This is a genomic window from Sneathiella chungangensis, from assembly GCF_009882935.1.
Taxonomy (GTDB): Bacteria; Pseudomonadota; Alphaproteobacteria; order Sneathiellales; family Sneathiellaceae; genus Sneathiella; species Sneathiella chungangensis.
In genome coordinates, this window is record NZ_WTVA01000004.1 from 455,465 (window position 1) to 472,656 (window position 17,192).

General features: G+C 56.0%; 16 protein-coding genes. 13 read left to right on the forward strand and 3 right to left on the reverse strand.

Annotation, left to right across the window (positions count from 1 at the left end; translation table 11 throughout):
- The first annotated feature begins 33 nt into the window (after nucleotides 1-33).
- The 7 genes from GQF03_RS11440 to GQF03_RS11470 all read left to right on the forward strand — a co-directional run bounded on the left by GQF03_RS11440 (nucleotide 34) and on the right by GQF03_RS11470 (nucleotide 8,628).
- Nucleotides 34-984: a branched-chain amino acid ABC transporter permease gene (locus GQF03_RS11440; RefSeq protein WP_161339400.1), complete on the forward strand. Its 951-nt coding sequence runs from the start codon at nucleotides 34-36 to the stop codon at nucleotides 982-984.
- Nucleotides 981-2,279 (forward strand): branched-chain amino acid ABC transporter permease, encoded by a 1,299-nt coding sequence (locus GQF03_RS11445; protein ID WP_161339401.1) that lies wholly within the window; start codon nucleotides 981-983, stop codon nucleotides 2,277-2,279. Before GQF03_RS11440 ends, GQF03_RS11445 begins: the two co-directional genes overlap by 4 nt.
- Entirely contained in the window at nucleotides 2,276-3,028 is a 753-nt protein-coding gene (locus tag GQF03_RS11450) for an ABC transporter ATP-binding protein (RefSeq protein ID WP_161339402.1), read from the forward strand. Before GQF03_RS11445 ends, GQF03_RS11450 begins: the two co-directional genes overlap by 4 nt.
- Nucleotides 3,028-3,723, forward strand: a complete 696-nt coding sequence (locus GQF03_RS11455) for an ABC transporter ATP-binding protein (protein ID WP_161339403.1) — start codon at nucleotides 3,028-3,030, stop codon at nucleotides 3,721-3,723. The genes GQF03_RS11450 and GQF03_RS11455 overlap by 1 nt, the downstream gene beginning before the upstream one ends.
- Nucleotides 3,724-3,766: 43 nt before the next feature.
- On the forward strand, nucleotides 3,767-7,258 hold the full coding sequence (locus tag GQF03_RS11460) for an indolepyruvate ferredoxin oxidoreductase family protein (protein ID WP_161339404.1): 3,492 nt from the start codon (nucleotides 3,767-3,769) through the stop codon (nucleotides 7,256-7,258).
- 5 nt (nucleotides 7,259-7,263) lie between these two features.
- Nucleotides 7,264-7,587 carry a TfoX/Sxy family protein gene (locus GQF03_RS11465; RefSeq protein ID WP_161339405.1) on the forward strand — a complete coding sequence of 108 codons (324 nt, stop codon included), beginning with the start codon at nucleotides 7,264-7,266 and terminating at the stop codon, nucleotides 7,585-7,587.
- Between the two features lie 75 nt (nucleotides 7,588-7,662).
- Complete coding sequence (locus tag GQF03_RS11470; protein ID WP_161339406.1) at nucleotides 7,663-8,628, forward strand: AEC family transporter; 966 nt, start codon at nucleotides 7,663-7,665, stop codon at nucleotides 8,626-8,628.
- Here the strand turns inward: GQF03_RS11470 and GQF03_RS11475 are convergent.
- The gene (locus GQF03_RS11475) at nucleotides 8,614-10,131 is read right to left on the reverse strand and encodes a KAP family P-loop NTPase fold protein (protein ID WP_161339407.1); all 1,518 of its coding nucleotides are present in this window, start codon (nucleotides 10,129-10,131) and stop codon (nucleotides 8,614-8,616) included. The genes GQF03_RS11470 and GQF03_RS11475 overlap by 15 nt on opposite strands.
- Nucleotides 10,132-10,326: 195 nt before the next feature.
- Between GQF03_RS11475 and ettA the strand changes: the two genes are divergently transcribed.
- A complete protein-coding gene (gene ettA, locus GQF03_RS11480) occupies nucleotides 10,327-12,006 on the forward strand; it encodes an energy-dependent translational throttle protein EttA (RefSeq protein ID WP_161339408.1) in 1,680 nt (559 codons plus the stop codon).
- Between the two features lie 3 nt (nucleotides 12,007-12,009).
- Here the strand turns inward: ettA and GQF03_RS11485 are convergent, their stop codons facing one another.
- Nucleotides 12,010-12,630, reverse strand: coding sequence for a glutathione S-transferase family protein (locus tag GQF03_RS11485; RefSeq protein ID WP_161339409.1), 621 nt, complete (start codon nucleotides 12,628-12,630; stop codon nucleotides 12,010-12,012).
- Nucleotides 12,631-12,786: 156 nt separating this feature from the next.
- Here GQF03_RS11485 and GQF03_RS11490 point away from each other — a divergent pair, with 156 nt between their 5' ends.
- Genes GQF03_RS11490 through GQF03_RS11510 form a run of 5 tightly spaced genes read left to right on the forward strand, consistent with a single transcriptional unit; the run spans nucleotide 12,787 to nucleotide 16,642 of the window.
- Nucleotides 12,787-13,665, forward strand: a complete 879-nt coding sequence (locus GQF03_RS11490) for a hypothetical protein (protein WP_161339410.1) — start codon at nucleotides 12,787-12,789, stop codon at nucleotides 13,663-13,665.
- 56 nt (nucleotides 13,666-13,721) lie between these two features.
- Nucleotides 13,722-14,291 carry a dTDP-4-dehydrorhamnose 3,5-epimerase gene (rfbC, locus tag GQF03_RS11495; RefSeq protein WP_161339411.1) on the forward strand — a complete coding sequence of 190 codons (570 nt, stop codon included), beginning with the start codon at nucleotides 13,722-13,724 and terminating at the stop codon, nucleotides 14,289-14,291.
- Complete coding sequence (rfbB, locus tag GQF03_RS11500) at nucleotides 14,288-15,343, forward strand: dTDP-glucose 4,6-dehydratase (RefSeq protein WP_161339412.1); 1,056 nt, start codon at nucleotides 14,288-14,290, stop codon at nucleotides 15,341-15,343. The genes rfbC and rfbB overlap by 4 nt, the downstream gene beginning before the upstream one ends.
- Nucleotides 15,340-16,197, forward strand: a complete 858-nt coding sequence (rfbD, locus tag GQF03_RS11505; RefSeq protein ID WP_161339413.1) for a dTDP-4-dehydrorhamnose reductase — start codon at nucleotides 15,340-15,342, stop codon at nucleotides 16,195-16,197. The genes rfbB and rfbD overlap by 4 nt, the downstream gene beginning before the upstream one ends.
- A 10-nt stretch (nucleotides 16,198-16,207) precedes the next feature.
- Nucleotides 16,208-16,642 (forward strand): acyl-CoA thioesterase, encoded by a 435-nt coding sequence (locus GQF03_RS11510; protein ID WP_161339414.1) that lies wholly within the window; start codon nucleotides 16,208-16,210, stop codon nucleotides 16,640-16,642.
- A gap of 24 nt (nucleotides 16,643-16,666) precedes the next feature.
- On the opposite strand, the gene GQF03_RS11515 is transcribed toward GQF03_RS11510, so the two are convergent.
- Nucleotides 16,667-17,192 (reverse strand): hypothetical protein (locus GQF03_RS11515; protein WP_161339415.1); only part of this gene is annotated, 526 nt, incomplete at its 5' end.

The window sequence follows — 17,192 nt, forward strand, 5'->3', positions numbered from 1 at the left end:
CCAATTATTCCGTATAAAAAAGAGATTCAGCCGATGCTAGAACTGATCTTCTTTTCCCTGCTGAACGGCATCGTGACCGGATTGCTGCTGTTCATGCTGGCGAGCGGCCTGACGCTCATCTTCTCGATGATGGGCGTGTTGAACTTCGCTCATGCAAGTTTCTACATGCTGGGCGCCTACTTCGCCTATACCGTGAGCATGTATCTCGGTTTCTGGGTGGGGCTGTTTGTCGCGCCGGTGCTCGTCGGTCTGATGGGGGCAGTCGTAGAGAGGTACGGTCTTCGCTACGTCCATCGCTGGGGGCATGTGGCAGAGTTGATCTTCACCTTCGGCCTTGCTTTCCTGATTGAGGAAATCGTGCAGTTTGTCTGGGGCAAGGATACGAAGGCATATCATGAGCCGGAAATCCTGCAATTCCCGCTCTTCACCTTTTTCGGGCAGAATTTCCCGGCCTACAAGGCCTTTATGCTGCTGGTTTCCATCGCCATTTTCGTCGTGCTGCTGCTGATCCTGACCCGTTCGCGCATCGGGCTGATCATCCAGGCGGCCATTCACAAGCCGAACATGACGGCCATGCTCGGCCATAATGTGCCGCTTGTCTTCATGGGCGTGTTTGGTGTCGGCTGTGCGCTTGCCGGGCTCGCCGGCGTTATCGCGGGGCCGGCGCTTGGAACCTTTCCCGGCATGGCCGTAGTGCTCGGCAGCATCGTCTTCGTGATTGTCGTCATCGGCGGGCTCGGGTCGCTGACCGGGGCCTTTGTCGCCTCGCTGCTGATCGGGCTGCTGCAGACATTCGCCATCGCGCTTGATTATTCGGTGAACGACTTCCTTCACCTGTTTAACATCTCGTTCGACGCCGATGGGGCGCTCCGCGATCTCTGGACGTTATCGCTTCCGCAGATAGCGCCGATCCTGCCCTATCTTCTGTTGATCCTGATCCTTATTTTCCGCCCGACGGGCCTGTTCGGGAATCGTGAAACATGAGTGAAATTACAAAATCCGCCGTGTCGGAACTATCCCGGCCGCTAAGAAAAACCCTGATGCCCTGGATCGGTTTTGTCATCCTGCTGCTGGCGTTGCCGAACATCTTCTCGTCGAACGTCGGCCTGTATACGATGAACCTGATGGGCATCTTCATCATCTTCGCGCTGTCCTACAATATGCTGCTCGGGCAGGGGGGCATGCTGTCCTTCGGCCACGCCGTCTATTTCGGACTTGGCGGCTTCATGTCGGTCCATTTCATGAATTATATCGAGGATGGCCTGTTCGTCTTTCCGATGTATCTGGTGCCGATCTTCGGCGGGATCATCGGCCTTGTCTTCGCCATCATCATCGGCAGTTTCTCGACCCGGCGCGCGGGCACCGTCTTTGCCATGATCTCGCTCGGCGTCGGGGAGTTGATGGCGGCGAGTTCCCTGATCTTCGTCGCCTTTTTCGGCGGCGAGGAAGGGGTGAGCGGGGATCGCACGACCGGACCCGAGCTTGCGGGGATCGATTTTGGCAAGGATATCCATATCTATTATCTGATTGCCGCCTGGGTGTTCGTGACCGTCGCACTGATGTATCTCTTTTCGCGCACACCCGCCGGTCGGATGGCGAATGCGGTCCGCGACAATGCGGAACGGGCGGAGTTTATCGGTTACAGCCAGCGCAAGGTGCGGTTCGTTTCCTTCTGCGCCTCCGGGTTCTTCGCCGGGATTGCCGGTGGCCTCTTCGCCCTCAATTTCGAGATTGTGACCGAAGAGAATCTCAATGCGCTCACCTCTGGCGTCGTTCTGCTGATGGCCTATATCGGCGGCGTGGGCTTTTTCATCGGCCCCATCGTCGGTGCCGTGGTCTTTACCCTGCTGCAGAGCATTCTCAGCAACTATACGGATATCTGGCAGCTTTATGTCGGTATCCTGTTCGTCCTGACGGTCATGTATGTGCCGCAGGGCCTGACCGGCATTATCATGATGCATACGGCGGCCTGGCGGATGAAGCGGCTGGGGATTCTCATACTGCCCTATTTACGGATCGGAATACCGGCCCTTGCGATGCTGGCGGGGATAGCGGCCTTTCTCGAGACGGTGCATCACATGCGGACCGCGGTCGAGGGCGAAACGCTGATGAGCCTGATGGGGATTGAATATGACAGCCATGGCATTGTTACCTGGATCGTCATCCTGGTTCTTACCTTTGTCGGCGGATATTTGACCCGCACGCAACTGCCGCAGCTCAGGGAGGCGTGGGAGACAGCGAACAAACCTCCTGCGTCGACGAAAGGAGCGGCATCATGACGGCGGCCATTGAACTCAAGGGCCTTCGCAAGAGTTTTGGCCCGACGGAAATTATCCGCGGCGTCGATCTGACGATCGGCGAGGGGGAGCGGCATGCGATTATCGGCCCGAACGGCGCCGGCAAATCGACGCTCTTTCACCTGATCAGCGGCCGTTACAGCGTGAGCGGCGGGACAGTCTCGCTGCATGGCGAGAATATCAGCAATCTGCCGCCCTACGAAATCTATCGCAAGGGCCTGTCGCGCAGCTTTCAGGTGACGAATATCTTTCCGAACATGAGCGTTTTCGAGAATGTCCGCTGCGGCCTGATGTGGGTGCGGGACTATAAATATTCCTTCTGGCATCTCGTCGACCGGCAGAAGGAACTGAACGCAAGGGCGATGGAGGTGATCGAGGAAATCGGCCTTACCTCGCGACGGAATATCCCGGCCGGGGTGCTCACTTACGCTGAACAGCGCGCGCTCGAGATCGGGATCGCCGCGGCAGGTGGCGCCGACGTCATCATGCTCGATGAACCGACGGCCGGCATGAGCCATAGCGAGACCGACCAGGCGATCGAGCTGATCCGCAAGATCACGGTCGGGAAGACGCTGGTAATGGTCGAACATGACATGGGCGTCGTCTTCGACCTTGCCGACCGGATATCCGTGCTCGTCTATGGCGAAATTATCGCCAGCGACACGCCGGAGAATATCAGGAATTCAAAAGCGGTGCAGGAGGCCTATCTGGGCGCGGAGGCGGAAGAGTGATGCTTGAAGTAACCGATTTGCATGCCTTTTACGGCAAGAGCCATATCCTGCAGGGCGTCAATTTCCACGTCGGCGAGGGGGAGATCGTCTCGCTTCTGGGCCGCAACGGCGTCGGCCGCTCAACGACAATTAAATCGATCATGGGCGAAGTCCCGCCGCACGGCTCAATCAAGTTCCGCGGCGAGGAAATTGCTGGGCTGAAGGAACATGAGATTGCCCATAGGGGCCTCGGCTATGTGCCGGAGAACCGTGATGTCTTTCCGGGCATGACCGTGCGCCAGAACCTGATCATGGGCATCAAGAACATGAAGAAGCAGGGCCGCTGGGCGATGGAGGATATGTTCGAGATGTTCCCGAACCTGCGCGAGCGTGCCGATGTCGATGCCGGTGTGCTATCAGGTGGGGAGCAGCAGATGCTGACCATGTGCCGCACGTTGATGGGCGATCCCGATCTCGTCATGATTGATGAACCGACGGAAGGGCTGGCCCCCAAGATCGTGACGCAAGTCGGCGATTTGCTGGCGGAAATTGCCCGGCGCGGCGTCTCGATCCTGCTGGTCGAGCAGAAGCTCGCCATCGCCCTTCGCATATCTCACCGCTTGTATGTCATGGGCCATGGGCATATGGTATATGAAGGAACGCCCGACGAATTGAAAGCCAACGATCAGGTCCGTAAAGAATGGCTCGAAGTCTGAGCGGGTTCTGGCAATAACATCCCGGGGCGCGGGAGAATAAGAAATGAACGAAGCGGCGAAGATCAGCCTCGACGACAAGTATGAATTGCAGGAAGGCCAGGTTTTCATTACGGGAACCCAGGCACTTGTGCGTATTCCGATCATGCAGCGTCAGCGCGACGCGGCGGCGGGCCTCAAGACCGGGGGGTTTATCTCCGGCTATCGCGGATCGCCGCTCGGCCTCTATGACCAGAGCCTCTGGAAGGCGAAGCCGTTTCTCAAGAATAACGACATCCATTTCCAGCCCGGCGTGAACGAAGATCTGGCCGCGACCAGCATCTGGGGCACGCAGCAGCTGCCGATGTTCGGCAAGACCGATTTTGATGGCGTCTTTGGCATATGGTATGGCAAGGGGCCGGGCGTTGACCGCTCCGGTGATGTCTTCAAGCATGGCAATATGGCCGGCACATCAGAGCATGGCGGCGTTCTCGTCCTGATGGGCGATGATCATATGGCGAAATCCTCGACGGTTGCCCACCAGAGCGAGCAGGCGCTGGTCGCCGCGATGATGCCGATCCTCAATCCGGCGACCGTGCAGGAATATCTCGACTACGGCCTGTATGCCATTGCGCTGTCGCGCTACAGCGGCGCCTGGGTCGGCATGAAATGCCTGACCGATACGGTGGAAAGCTCGGCGACGGCCTATGTTGGGCCGGACCGCGTGACGATTGAAATCCCCGAAGATATCGAGCCACCGGCGGATGGCGTCCATATCCGCTGGCCCGATAACTCCCTCGCGCAGGAAACGCGGCTGATGCGGCATAAGCTGCCGATGATCAAGGCCTTCATTCGCGCCAACCGGCTCGACCGCGTCACCCATGATTCCACGCACCGCCGCTTCGGCATCGTCACGACCGGCAAGTCCTGGCTGGATGTGGAGCAGGCGCTTGGCGACCTCGGCATCCACGAAAAGGAAATCGAGGAAATTGGTCTCTCGGTCTACAAGGTAGCCTGTCCCTGGCCGCTGGAGCCGGAAGGCCTTGTCGAGTTCGCGGTCGGGCTCGATGAAATCCTGGTGATCGAGGAAAAGCGCAGCCTCATCGAGGATCAGGTCGCCAAAATCCTTTACGGAATGGAAGCGCATCCGATGCTCGTCGGCAAGGAGGACGAGGAGGGGGAAATGCTGCTCCCGTCCGATGGGGAATTGACCCCGGCGCTGGTCGCCCGCGCCATCGCCTCCCGTCTCAAGCTGCGCGATCTGTCCGACAAGGTCATGGAAGGGATCAGCGTCGCCGAGGCGCGCGAGGACGGCAATGCCATGCCCGCCGCGCCGGTCACCCGGTCACCCTGGTTCTGCTCGGGCTGTCCGCATAATTCCTCAACCAACGTGCCGGAGGGAAGCCGCGCCATGGCCGGGATCGGCTGCCATACCATGGCCGTCTATATGCCGAACCGGCGGACCGAAACCTATACCCATATGGGGGCGGAGGGGACGAACTGGATCGGTCAGGCGCCCTTCACCAACGAGAAGCATATCTTCCAGAATCTGGGCGATGGCACCTATTATCATTCGGGCCTTCTGGCCATTCGGGCGGCCTGCGCGGCGAATGTGAACATCACCTACAAGATCCTGTTTAACGATGCTGTCGCCATGACCGGGGGCCAGCCGTTCGACGGACCGCTGTCGCCTTGGCTGATCAGCCAGCAGGTGCATGCGGAAGGCGCTAAGAAAGTCGTCGTTGTCACCGACGAACCCGACAAATATCCGAGCAATACCGCCTGGGCGCCGGGAGTGAAAATCTATCACCGAGATGATCTCGACAAGGTGCAGCGGGAGTTGCGCGAGATCGAGGGCGTGACGGCGCTGATTTACGATCAGACCTGCGCCGCCGAGAAACGCCGCCGGAGAAAACGCGGCACCTTCCCCGATCCGGCCAAACGCGTCTTTATCAACGAGCTCGTTTGCGAAGGCTGCGGCGATTGCGGTGTCGCCTCCAACTGCGTCTCCGTGAAGCCGCTGGAAACCGAGTTCGGCCGCAAGCGGGTCATCGATCAGTCCAGCTGCAACAAGGATTTCTCCTGCGTGAAGGGCTTCTGCCCGAGCTTTGTGACCGTCGAGGGCGGCGGTCTCAAAAAGCCCGAGAAACGCGAGGTTACATCCAGCGATATCGATATCATGAATCCGGCCGCAAACCTGCCTGAACCGACGGCCCCCGCGATCGACGGCACCTATAATATTCTGGTGACCGGGATCGGCGGCACCGGCGTGATCACCGTCGGCGCTCTTCTTGGGATGGCCGCGCATATCGAGGGCAAGGGCGCCTCGATCCTCGATCAGACGGGTCTTGCGCAGAAGAACGGCGCGGTGATGAGCCACGTCCGTATCGCCAATACCGCGAGTGAACTTGCGGGCACCCGGATCCCGAGCCGACAGACCGATGTGGTCGTCGGTTGCGATCTGGTCGTCGCCGCCAGCAAGGATGCGCTCCAGACTTACGATCTCGGTCGGACCAAGGCGTTTATCAATGACTATGTGGTGCCGGTCGCGGCCTTTACGCTGACGCCGGACCTCGCCATGGACCGAGACACGCTGACCGATCTGCTGAGCCAGAGCCTCGGCCGGGAACAGGCGGAATTTATCGACAGCACGACCCTGGCGACCGCCTTGATGGGCGATTCCATCGCCGCCAACCTATTCCTGCTTGGTTTCGCCTTCCAGCGTGGGGCGATCCCGCTGTCCCTCAAATCCATCGAAACCGCGATTGAGCTTAACGGTGTTGCGGTGGATGCGAACAAGCGCAGCTTCGCCTGGGGCCGCAAGACCGCCGCCGATCAGGCGGCCGTCGAGAAAATCGCGCGGCCGCCCGAGGCGACCGCCGACGTTACCCGTCTCGAGACGCTGGAGAGCCGGATTGCCACCCGCGCCGACTACCTAAAGGCCTATCAGAACGGCCGCTATGCAAAACGCTACCTCAAGCTGATCGAAACTGTCGGCAAGGCGGAAGCCGCGGCGGTTCCGGGCTCCACCCGCCTGACCGAGGCGGTGATGCGCTATTTCTTCAAGCTGATGGCCTACAAGGATGAGTATGAGGTCGCAAGGCTTTATACGGACGGCAGTTTCGCCAAAAAACTCAACGATCAGTTCGAGGGCGACTTCAAGCTCAAATTCCATCTTGCGCCGCCGATTTTCGCGAAAAGAAACCCGGAAAACGGCCATCTGATCAAGCAGGAATTCGGCCCCTGGATGATGAAGGCGTTCGGCCTCCTCGCCAAGTTCAAGTTTTTGCGGGGCTCCGCGCTTGATCCTTTCGGCAAAACGGAGGAGCGCAAGGCGGAACGCGCGCTGATCGGCGAATATGAAGCGACGATGACGGAGCTTTGCGGCAGCCTGACGAAGGACAATCTTTCGCTTGCCGTCGAAATCGCCTCGGTCCCGGAACATATCCGCGGTTTCGGCCATGTGAAGGAACAGCATCTGACGGCGGCGAGGGCAGAGCGGCAAAGCCTGCTCGAACGCTTCAAAAAAGGCGATGTCGAGCCGCTCGCCGCGGAGTAGGGACCATGTCCCACGCCTACACCGCCGATCTTCTCCGCCGCGCGCTTGAAAACCGCGCCGGGATCAGTGAGAAAAAGATGTTCGGCGGCGTTTGCTTTCTGCTCAACGGCAATATGCTCTGCGGCACGGGGGAGGACCGTTTCTTGTTCCGCGTCGGCAAGGAACAGGAAGCGGAGGCGATGGCCCGCCCCGGCGCCGCGCCCATGGATTTCACCGGCCGCAAGATGGGCGGTTTCGTCTATGTCGATGTCGATGCGGCGATGGACACCGGCCTTGAAAGCTGGATCAATCTCGCCGCGCGTTTTGTCGGCAACCTGCCGCCGAAGTAACCGCCTTATCCATTGACCGTATCTTTCGCACGGGGTAGGTAGGAAAAATCTGATTACTATCAAGGTATGAGTTAAATGGCCGAAATCGCCGGGCTAGTTTTTCCTCTTTTCGGCCTGATCCTGCTTGGCTTCATCACCGCGCGGATCACCCGCCAGCCGGTGGAGGCCATGGGCTGGCTCAATACCTTTATCATCTACGTGGCATTGCCGGCGCTCTTCTTCAAGCTGCTCTCGAAGACGCCGATCGAGAAGCTCGCGAGCTGGGAATTCATCACCACCAATATCTCCACCACCTTCGTGATTATCCTGATGGTCTACGCCATTGCCCGGCTGCTCGCCAAGGCGACAATGCCGGAGGCGACCATTCAGGGCCTTGCCGGGGCCTATGGCAATATCGGCTATATGGGACCGGGGATTGCGCTGCTGACCTTTGGGGAGGCGGCAGCCGTCCCCCTCGCGCTGATCTTCTGTTTCGAGAATGTGCTGCATTTTACCGTCGCCCCGACGATGATGGCGCTGTCCAGCGGGAAGGAGCGGCATCTCGGCGCGCTGATCGGGCAAATCGTCAAGAAGGTCTTCCTGCATCCGTTCATTATTGCCACCATTGTCGGCGTTGCGGCGGCGATTGTCGAGTTCACGCCGCCCACGCCGATTGAGCGGCTGATCGATTATCTCGCCCAGGCGGCGGCGCCCTGCGCCCTCTTCGCGATGGGGGTGACGCTCGCCCTCCGGCCGTTGAAGCGCGTACCGCCGGAGCTTGGCTTCATCGTCCCCTTCAACCTCGTGGTGCATCCGGTGCTGATGTATCTGTCGCTTAGCTGGTTCGGCGATTTCGATCCCATCTGGGTCTATACCGCCGTCCTGCTCGCGGCCCTGCCGACGGCGACGAACGTCTTTGTCATCGCCCAGCAATATGGCGTCTGGGTCGAACGCGCCTCCGCCACCGTCCTCGTCACCACCTCCCTCTCGGTCGTCACCGTCACCGCCTTGCTCTACGCCATGACAACAGGCCTCATGCCGGCGGATTTATTCGTGGGGTAGCTGGTCTTCATCATTGATTTCACTAAGAAGCTGCCCTCCTGCGGCTATAAGTTCAGGATATTGCAAAATATGACTGAAAGTGTTTCTTTGTATTATACCTCCCCATCGTTTCTGTGATTCTTCGTGAAATATATCCCTAACGAACCTATTCTCTGGAGATTCCGAATTTTCGTAATCTTGCATTTCATGAAATGATGCTTTGGCCCTACTCCAAATGCTACCGGCCAAGGACGCATACTGAACAACTCTTTCGCTTCTACTATATCTATCATTTAAGTAGAAATAATGAGATCCCGTCCAAGCTGGAACATTCAAGAAACTCTGCGGAAATGTATTATTCGTAAACTGAATGAATTCTTCGGAATGAGCTCCTTTTCGAAAAGCTAAAATTACGGGCAACAAGACGGTGAGTTGAATATTATGATCATAAGGCCAAGTAGTTTCAAATATATCAAGAATCTCAAGGCACTGAGAAATATCTCTTAATGTCAAATCAAAGGCTTTAAAGGTTATACACAAGAATTTTTTGGCATCGTCGTTAAATGGTGCAATCAGTTTGCTCAGATCAATTTCCAATGTTGTTAATTGATGATCAACAAATTCAGAAATAGTTGGCTTTTGAAATGTGTAAGTCCTGTCGAAAAAGCGATGAAGATACTGATGTGCATCAAAACCTTGGCCATAGACTGATTTTATAGAATGCTGGAGTTGGCTAGTATCCGTCGCCAAAATGAACACAATATTATTTACTTCAAAAAGGTGTTTAACGCGCTCCAAAAGCTCTATCGCATAAGTTGGTCTACATCTATCAAGTTCATCGATTAGAACGAACATAGGCAAGTTTATTGATTTGAGATGATTTAACTGATTGAGAAGTAAGGTTAAATTTTCTTTAAAATTGATTGTTGCTTGCTTTTCTTGATAATATTCATCAAGCAAGTTTTGGGCGTGCTTGTTCAAGAGTGTTTCAACATCTTTTAGAAGAGTTTCATTATTTTCTTCGCCAGCTGTTTCGCCTGAGGAAGTAATATCTAAATCAGAAATTTCTTCAATACCTTCGCCAATAACTTTTCTAATCCCTACTTTAGCTGCAGAAACGACAGCTATCCGTGCAATTTTTAGGCCCGACGTCTTGGCAGTCTCCCAAGCTTTTCTAATTTTTTGGTTTTTGGAAAGGTGTTCTTTTAAGGTATCCTCTATCGTCGCGATAATAGGAATTAGCGGATCCTTTGCATGATCATTTTCCCATGCGTTTATATAGGCAACAGGGTATCTACTATTCTGTAAGGAATACTTAAAACCAAGGAGGAAATAAGTTTTTCCTCCACCCCACTTTGAATCTAAGTTTAGAACTAAAGATTTAGGCTCTTTATATTGTTTTTTTCTTTTCGTTGCATACCCTGTTAAAAATCGTAAAAGATAATCCGCATCTTTTTTTCTATTGAGCTTGTCGCTATCCCAGTAGTCCGCACTTAATTTAGGTGTGTCTGAATTTTCCGCCATTGCCGATTCCTTCTCGTATTTCGAGAAAGATATCACAGAGTATTCTGCCGTTCATATCATAAATGATGGGTAATCACTGACCAAGGCTATATCTCAATAAATCCACCTCTCCGCCATTACAACAATTGCGTTCGCCGCGTCCCTTCGCTAAAAGGAGCGCAGCGGAAATTTTGTGGATCAGGAGCGGAAATCCCTATGGCGTCGTATCAGTATATTTATGTGATGAGCGGTCTGTCGAAGACCTATCCGGGCGGCAAGCAGGTGTTGAAGGACATCCGGCTTTCCTTCTTCCCGGGCGCGAAAATCGGCGTTTTGGGCCTGAACGGCGCGGGTAAGTCGACGCTGCTCAAGATCATGGCGGGGATCGAGACGGAGTTTACCGGGGAGGCCTGGGCCGCCGACGGGGTCAAGGTCGGCTATCTCGCGCAGGAGCCGGAGCTCGATGCCGCGAAAGACGTGCTCGGCAATGTCATGGATGGCGTCGCCGAGAAGAAGGCGCTGCTCGACAAGTTCAACGAGGTCTCGGCCCGCTTTGGCGAGGACCTCACCGATGACGAGATGAACGACCTGATCGCGGAGCAGGGGGAGCTGCAGGAGCAGATCGACGCGCAGAACCTCTGGGATCTCGACCGGGAGGTGGAGATTGCCATGGATGCGCTCCGTTGTCCCGCCGGGGACGCCGATGTCACTAAGCTTTCGGGCGGGGAGCGCCGCCGCGTCGCGCTTTGCCGTTTACTCCTCTCGCAGCCCGATATGCTGCTGCTCGACGAGCCGACCAACCATCTCGATGCGGAGAGCGTCGCCTGGCTGGAGCGGTTCCTGCATGACTATTCCGGCACTGTCGTTGCCGTCACCCATGACCGCTACTTCCTCGATAACGTGGCGGGCTGGATTTTGGAGCTTGACCGCGGCCATGGCATCCCGTGGGAGGGGAACTATTCCAGCTGGCTGGAGCAGAAGGAAAAACGCCTGGCGCAGGAAGGCAAGGCCGAGGATGCGCGCCGCAAGACCCTCGATCGGGAGCTCGAATGGATCCGGCAGGGGCCGAAGGGCCGCCAGACGAAATCGAAGGCCCGTATCAGCGCCTACGAGGATCTGCTGGCCGAGCAGAACTCGAAACAGGCCGAGGCGATGCAGATCTATATCCCGGCCGGTCAGCGGCTCGGCGATCTGGTGGTCGAGGCTGATCATATCTCCAAGGGCTATGGCGACCGGTTGCTGATCGACGATCTTTCCTTCAAGCTTCCGGCGGGCGCGATTGTCGGCGTGATCGGACCGAACGGCGCCGGTAAGACGACACTGTTCAAGCTGCTCACCGGCAAGGAGCAGCCCGATAGCGGCAGTTTCAAGGTTGGCCCGACGGTGCAGCTCGGCTATGTGGATCAGGATCGCGACACCCTTGATCCGAACAAAACGGTCTGGGAGGAAATCTCCGAAGGGAACGAGGTGATCTATCTCGGCAAGAAGGAGATCAACAGCCGCGCCTATGTCTCGGGCTTTAACTTCAAGGGCCCGGACCAGCAGAAGAAGGTCGGGCAGCTGTCCGGTGGGGAGCGCAACCGCGTCAACCTGGCAAAGATGCTGAAGACCGGCTCCAACTTCCTGCTGCTGGACGAGCCGACGAACGACCTAGATGTCGATACGCTGCGGGCGCTGGAGGAGGCATTGCTGCAATTCGCCGGCTGCGCTGTGGTCATCAGCCATGATCGCTGGTTCCTCGACCGTGTCGCCACCCATATGCTCGCCTATGAGGGCGATAGCCATGTCGAATGGTTCGAGGGCAACTTCGAGGCCTATGAGGAAGACAAGCGCCGCCGTTTGGGGAAGGAAGCCACCGAACCCCACCGTATCAAATACAAACCGATCAAGCGGTAGGCATTACCCCGCCTGTTCGGCGAGGGCGCGCTGGACGGCGGGGCGCTCGGTCATGCGGGCGGAATGCTCGGCAATTTTGGGATAGTCTTTGATATCGACATCGTCGCCTTCGAGCCAGCGGCCGACCGTGAAGAGATAGGGGTCGGCGACACTGTAGTCGTTCCCCATCACCCAGGGACCTTCGAACATTTCCGTCTGGATCAGGGCGAAACAGTCCGCCATATTTTCCGTGACCTTGCGGCGCATATCCTCGAACGAGGTCTCCTCCGTCGCCCATCGGGATCCGCGCCGACGGTGGGCATGGTTGACATGCACGGTTGAGCAGAGATAACTGGTAAAGGACTGCAGCCGCGCGAGCTGGAAAACGTCGCTGAGCGGCGCGAGATTCGCCTCCGGATAGCTCTGCGCGAGATAGAGCAGGATCGCCGGCGTCTCGGTCAGGATGCCCTGGTCGGTAATCAGGGAGGGCACCCGGCCCTTCGGGTTGATCGCCAGATAGTCCGGCTTCATTTGCTCACCGGCCGCGAAATCAACGCGGATAGCCTCATAGTCAGCCCCTGTTTCGGCGAGGGTGATATGCGAGGCGAGGGCAACGGTTCCTGGTGAGAAGAAAAGTTTAAACATTTGTCATCCTTACGATTTATTCTACGGCCGATCTTATCCTGTTGTGAGGCGTTAGGGGATCAGTTTCTTTTAATCTGAGCATAAAGGCAAATAATGGATGAATGAGGCGCCAAGTCTACCTATACTGACATACAATCGACAGTTGCCGGGCGTAGAATGAAATTATTTGTTTATATGATCCTGTTTCTTTGTCTCGCCGCCTGCGTGAATACTCCACGGCGCGCCGCCGATATCAATTGGCCGGCGGACCCAGAAGAACGGGCGATGGCGGAGCGGTTCTATGCGGAAGCTCGCGACGACCAATTCGCCGGATTACCGCCTGGACTTGAATTCTCCTTTCGCGATATCGATGAAAAACTGATCACCGACCATTTTGAATACCGGCTCGATCAGCTTCGCGGCGTCGAATTGATTAATGCCTACCGCATGAACACCGCGACCAACTTCGTCGACGATTTGCGGTTGAAGGCTTGCCGCAACGCGAGCGCCCGTTTTCTCCTCGATCGCGGATTTATCTATGAATTCAATATGATCATTACCGGCCGCGCACAAAAGAAAAGCGCGCGGGACAGTATGGACAAGGGGTTTTGTGTCGCGAGCGAATTGCCGATGATCAATCAAGACGCGGTCGATGCCCGATATAACACGGTTCGATACTGGCCGAATGGCGACCGGGTGGACGGACGAGTGGTCGATCAGATTACCGGCGCCTTCCAGGTTGTCGTCAAGAAATTCGACCACTCAAAACTGAAGGATCCGACCCTCAAGGTCACCGAGATCAAGGCGGACGGTCTGTTATTGTCGGTTAGTATGGTCAAGGAACAAAAAAATAACATAAAGCAAAGTAAATATTGGGCGCAGAATGTAAAAGGACGGGTTCTCGCGAAGGATTGCAAAAAAACACTGCAATTGGCCGCTTTGACGATCGGGGCTGTTTATCAGTACCGGATGGAAGTTCTGTATAACAAGGAGGTTATTGACCGGGCGCTTTTTACGGTGAGCTACCCGGACTGTTTTCTTTATAACAAAAAATAAACTCCTGTGGTATGTCAGGTGATCCTGACGGTGTCGTAGTAGGGACATGAGTGAGCATGGAAATAGAAGCAACAGAAATCGCGGATGTGAAGATCCTGAAACCCGCGAAATTCGGGGATGAGAGAGGTTTTTTCTCCGAAGTATGGAATGCCCGGACGCTGAAGGAGGCGGGGCTGGAAATTGACTTCGTGCAGGACAATCATGCCTATAGTGCGGCGGTGGGTGTGCTGCGGGGGCTCCACTACCAGCTGGATCCGAAAGCGCAGGGCAAGCTAGTCCGGGTGGTGCGCGGTGCGGTCCTTGACGTGGTCGTCGACATCCGCGTCGGATCACCCAACTTCGGCCAGTCCGTCATTGTCGAAATCTCGGCGGAGAACTGGCGACAGATTTGGGTCCCGCCCGGGTTCGCCCATGGATATTGTACGCTGGAACCGGATACCGAGCTTCTATACAAGGTGACGGAATACTACAGCCCGGAACATGACTGCGGAATATTCTGGAACGATCCGGAATTGAAGATTAATTGGCCTGTTTCTGAAGAAAACGTAATTCTTTCAGAAAAAGATAAGAATTTGCCGCTATTAAAGGATCAGCCCAGACTTTTCGAATTCAAGGAAACCAGATGACCGTATTTGTCACAGGCGGCGCCGGATTTATCGGATCCGCCCTCGCCAGGGACCTGATCAATCAGGACAAGGAAGACGTCCTGATCATTGACAAGCTGACCTACGCAGGCTCGCTCGAGAGCCTCAAGCCGGTCAGTAACAGCCCGCGCTATCATTTTTCAGAGACGGATATATGCGACCGGGACGCGATTGGCGCCCTGTTCGCCAAATATCGCCCGCGGGCGGTATATCATCTGGCGGCGGAATCCCATGTCGACCGGTCGATCGATGGCCCAGCCGATTTCGTCCAGACCAACCTTGTCGGGACCTTCACCATGCTGGATGCGGCCTATCACTACTGGCGCGCCCTCGATGCGGACGAGAAAGCGGCGTTCCGCTTCCTTCATGTCTCGACCGATGAAGTTTATGGCGAGCTTGGTCCCGAAGGATTGTTCTCCGAAGAGAGCGCTTATGATCCGAATTCTCCATATTCCGCGAGCAAGGCGGGATCGGACCATCTCGCCCGCGCCTGGCACCGGACCTACGGATTGCCGGTTCTGGTCACGAACTGCTCCAACAATTACGGGCCGTATCAATTCCCGGAAAAGCTGCTTCCGGTGATTATCCTCAATTGCCTGAACGGCCGGGAACTGCCTGTCTATGGCAAGGGCGAGAATATTCGCGACTGGCTCTATGTCGAAGACCATGCGGCGGCGCTACAGCAGGTTGTGGCATCGGGAAAAATCGGCGCGACCTACATGATTGGCGGACGCGCCGAACGGACGAATATCGACATGGTGCGCGGCATCTGCCGGATCATGGACAAGAAATTTCCGGGCAAGGCGCCCCATGAAAACCTGATCCGCTTCGTCACCGACAGGCCGGGCCACGATGCCCGCTACGCCGTGGATTGCTCGAAGATAGAGGCGGAGCTCGGCTGGTCGCAGTCCTTAAATCTGGAAACAGGTCTTGAAAAGACCGTCAGCTGGTATCTCGACAACCTTGATTGGGTCAAGGCGGTTGCCAAGGATTACACGCAGGAACGTCTCGGCCTTGGATCAACCGGCCGATGAAGATATTGATCACCGGTGCCGGCGGGCAGGTCGGAAAGGCGCTTCAGGCGCTCGCTTCGGCGCAGGGAATTGAAATTGTCGCCTATGACCGGCAGTCGCTCGATATCTGCGATCGGTCCGCGGTTCAGGAAAAAATCAGCGCTTCTGCGCCGCATGTCGTGATCAATGCCGCGGCCTACACCGCCGTCGACAAGGCGGAGGAAGAGGTGGAGGCCGCATTCTCCGTCAACGCCAAAGGGGCCGAAAATTTGGCGATGACATGTGCGGCCCTCGACATCCCGCTTTTGCACATTTCCACGGATTTCGTGTTTGATGGCAAAAAGGCAGGTGCCTATCTTGAAGATGACGATATTGCGCCGCTCAACGTTTATGGTCGGAGCAAGGCGGAGGGGGAGGCGCGCGTGGCCGCCATCGCCGGCAAATATATCATTCTGCGTACGGCCTGGGTGTTTGGTGGCGCGCAGAATTTCGTCAATACCATGCTGCGGTTGGCGGAAAGCCATCGTGAGCTTACCATCGTTGATGACCAGACAGGCGGCCCGACGGCGGCTGACGATATCGCGTCTGTCCTGTTCCGCATTGCCAGAAAGGCGACCCAGCCCGGCTTTAATGACTGGGGCATTTTTCATTTTAGCGGGGCGCCGCCTATGACCTGGTTCGGTTTCGCGCAAATGATCTTCAAAGGGCGCAAAACACCAGTGCTCAAACCCATCCCGTCCGACGGATATCCGGTCCCGGCGGAGCGGCCGAAAAACTCTGTTCTGGATTGCACGAAAATCAAACGGGTTTTTGATATTGACCAGCCGGACTGGCGAAAGGCATTATCCGGGATATTGGCCGAACAAAAGGTTTAGGGATAATTTTATGGCCCGGCAGGACTTTCGCTTCTTCTTTCCCTTTCGCGTGCGTTACTCCGAGATTGACGGCCAGGGCGTCGTTTTCAATGCCCATTACCTGACCTATTTTGACACGGCAATAACGGAATTTTTCCGCCATCTCGGCTTTGATTATCAGGCTTACGTGGCGCGGACCGGGCAGGATTTTCATCTCGTCAAATCCCTCGTTCTCTACGAGAAACCGATCCTGTTTGACGACCAGATCGAGGTTGGCTGCCGTGTCCAGAAAATCGGACGCACCTCCATCACCTTTGCGCTCGAGATTTTCGTCAAAGGCGAAGAAACCCGTTACTGCACCGGTGAAATCGTCTGGGTCAATACCGACCAGACCACCCACAAAACAGAACCTGTCAGCGATGAAATCCGCGAAATGTTCGGAGCGTTCGAGGTAGAGGCGACATAAAGCCTGAGCGTGACGGACTTTGAGCTATTGTTTCACCATATGAACGCCGATGGTGCCTGAACAACCTGGCGGAGTTCCGCCAGTTGTTGATGTGGCGGTGAGGCGCTCGTCGCCGCTATCCAGCTTGAATCTTTCCGTCCATTTCCACTGATGGCCCCCTTCTGGATAATCAAATTTAAGATTGACAAAATCGTCAGCGTTCTCGCCAGTGACATATAGCCCGGCTCGGCCACTCCAGTATGTTCTGGAAAATCGGCCTTTTCTGAAATCGAGTAGGAAAACCCATGTATTATCGCGGCCGCACCAACTTGTATTGCCGGTATTTGCTTTATATGTGGCAACTACCCGCCACGTTCCGGTGGGATCGAATCTTTTTACGCCACTGGTCCTTAGTTGCGCGAGTTCGTTGAGGCGTTGCTGCGCCGCTGCGGCATAGGGTCCGTCGCCATACCTGTCCATGAAATCTTGTAGCACCAACGGATCATTCGTGTTTTCGGCCTGCTTCCATGCCTCCATCATTGCTTTATCACCGGTGGTAAGCTGTTCATTC

Coding starts and splice junctions, on each gene's coding strand:
- GQF03_RS11440 (WP_161339400.1), top strand. CDS start 34: ATGCTAGAACTGATCTTCTTTTCCCTGCTGAACGGCATCGTGACCGGA.
- GQF03_RS11445 (WP_161339401.1), top strand. CDS start 981: ATGAGTGAAATTACAAAATCCGCCGTGTCGGAACTATCCCGGCCGCTA.
- GQF03_RS11450 (WP_161339402.1), top strand. CDS start 2,276: ATGACGGCGGCCATTGAACTCAAGGGCCTTCGCAAGAGTTTTGGCCCG.
- GQF03_RS11470 (WP_161339406.1), top strand. CDS start 7,663: ATGGCCGAAATCGCCGGGCTAGTTTTTCCTCTTTTCGGCCTGATCCTG.
- ettA (WP_161339408.1), top strand. CDS start 10,327: ATGGCGTCGTATCAGTATATTTATGTGATGAGCGGTCTGTCGAAGACC.
- GQF03_RS11490 (WP_161339410.1), top strand. CDS start 12,787: ATGAAATTATTTGTTTATATGATCCTGTTTCTTTGTCTCGCCGCCTGC.
- rfbC (WP_161339411.1), top strand. CDS start 13,722: ATGGAAATAGAAGCAACAGAAATCGCGGATGTGAAGATCCTGAAACCC.
- GQF03_RS11485 (WP_161339409.1), bottom strand. CDS start 12,630: ATGTTTAAACTTTTCTTCTCACCAGGAACCGTTGCCCTCGCCTCGCAT.
- GQF03_RS11460 (WP_161339404.1), top strand. CDS start 3,767: ATGAACGAAGCGGCGAAGATCAGCCTCGACGACAAGTATGAATTGCAG.
- rfbB (WP_161339412.1), top strand. CDS start 14,288: ATGACCGTATTTGTCACAGGCGGCGCCGGATTTATCGGATCCGCCCTC.
- GQF03_RS11455 (WP_161339403.1), top strand. CDS start 3,028: ATGCTTGAAGTAACCGATTTGCATGCCTTTTACGGCAAGAGCCATATC.
- GQF03_RS11510 (WP_161339414.1), top strand. CDS start 16,208: ATGGCCCGGCAGGACTTTCGCTTCTTCTTTCCCTTTCGCGTGCGTTAC.
- rfbD (WP_161339413.1), top strand. CDS start 15,340: ATGAAGATATTGATCACCGGTGCCGGCGGGCAGGTCGGAAAGGCGCTT.
- GQF03_RS11475 (WP_161339407.1), bottom strand. CDS start 10,131: ATGGCGGAAAATTCAGACACACCTAAATTAAGTGCGGACTACTGGGAT.
- GQF03_RS11465 (WP_161339405.1), top strand. CDS start 7,264: ATGTCCCACGCCTACACCGCCGATCTTCTCCGCCGCGCGCTTGAAAAC.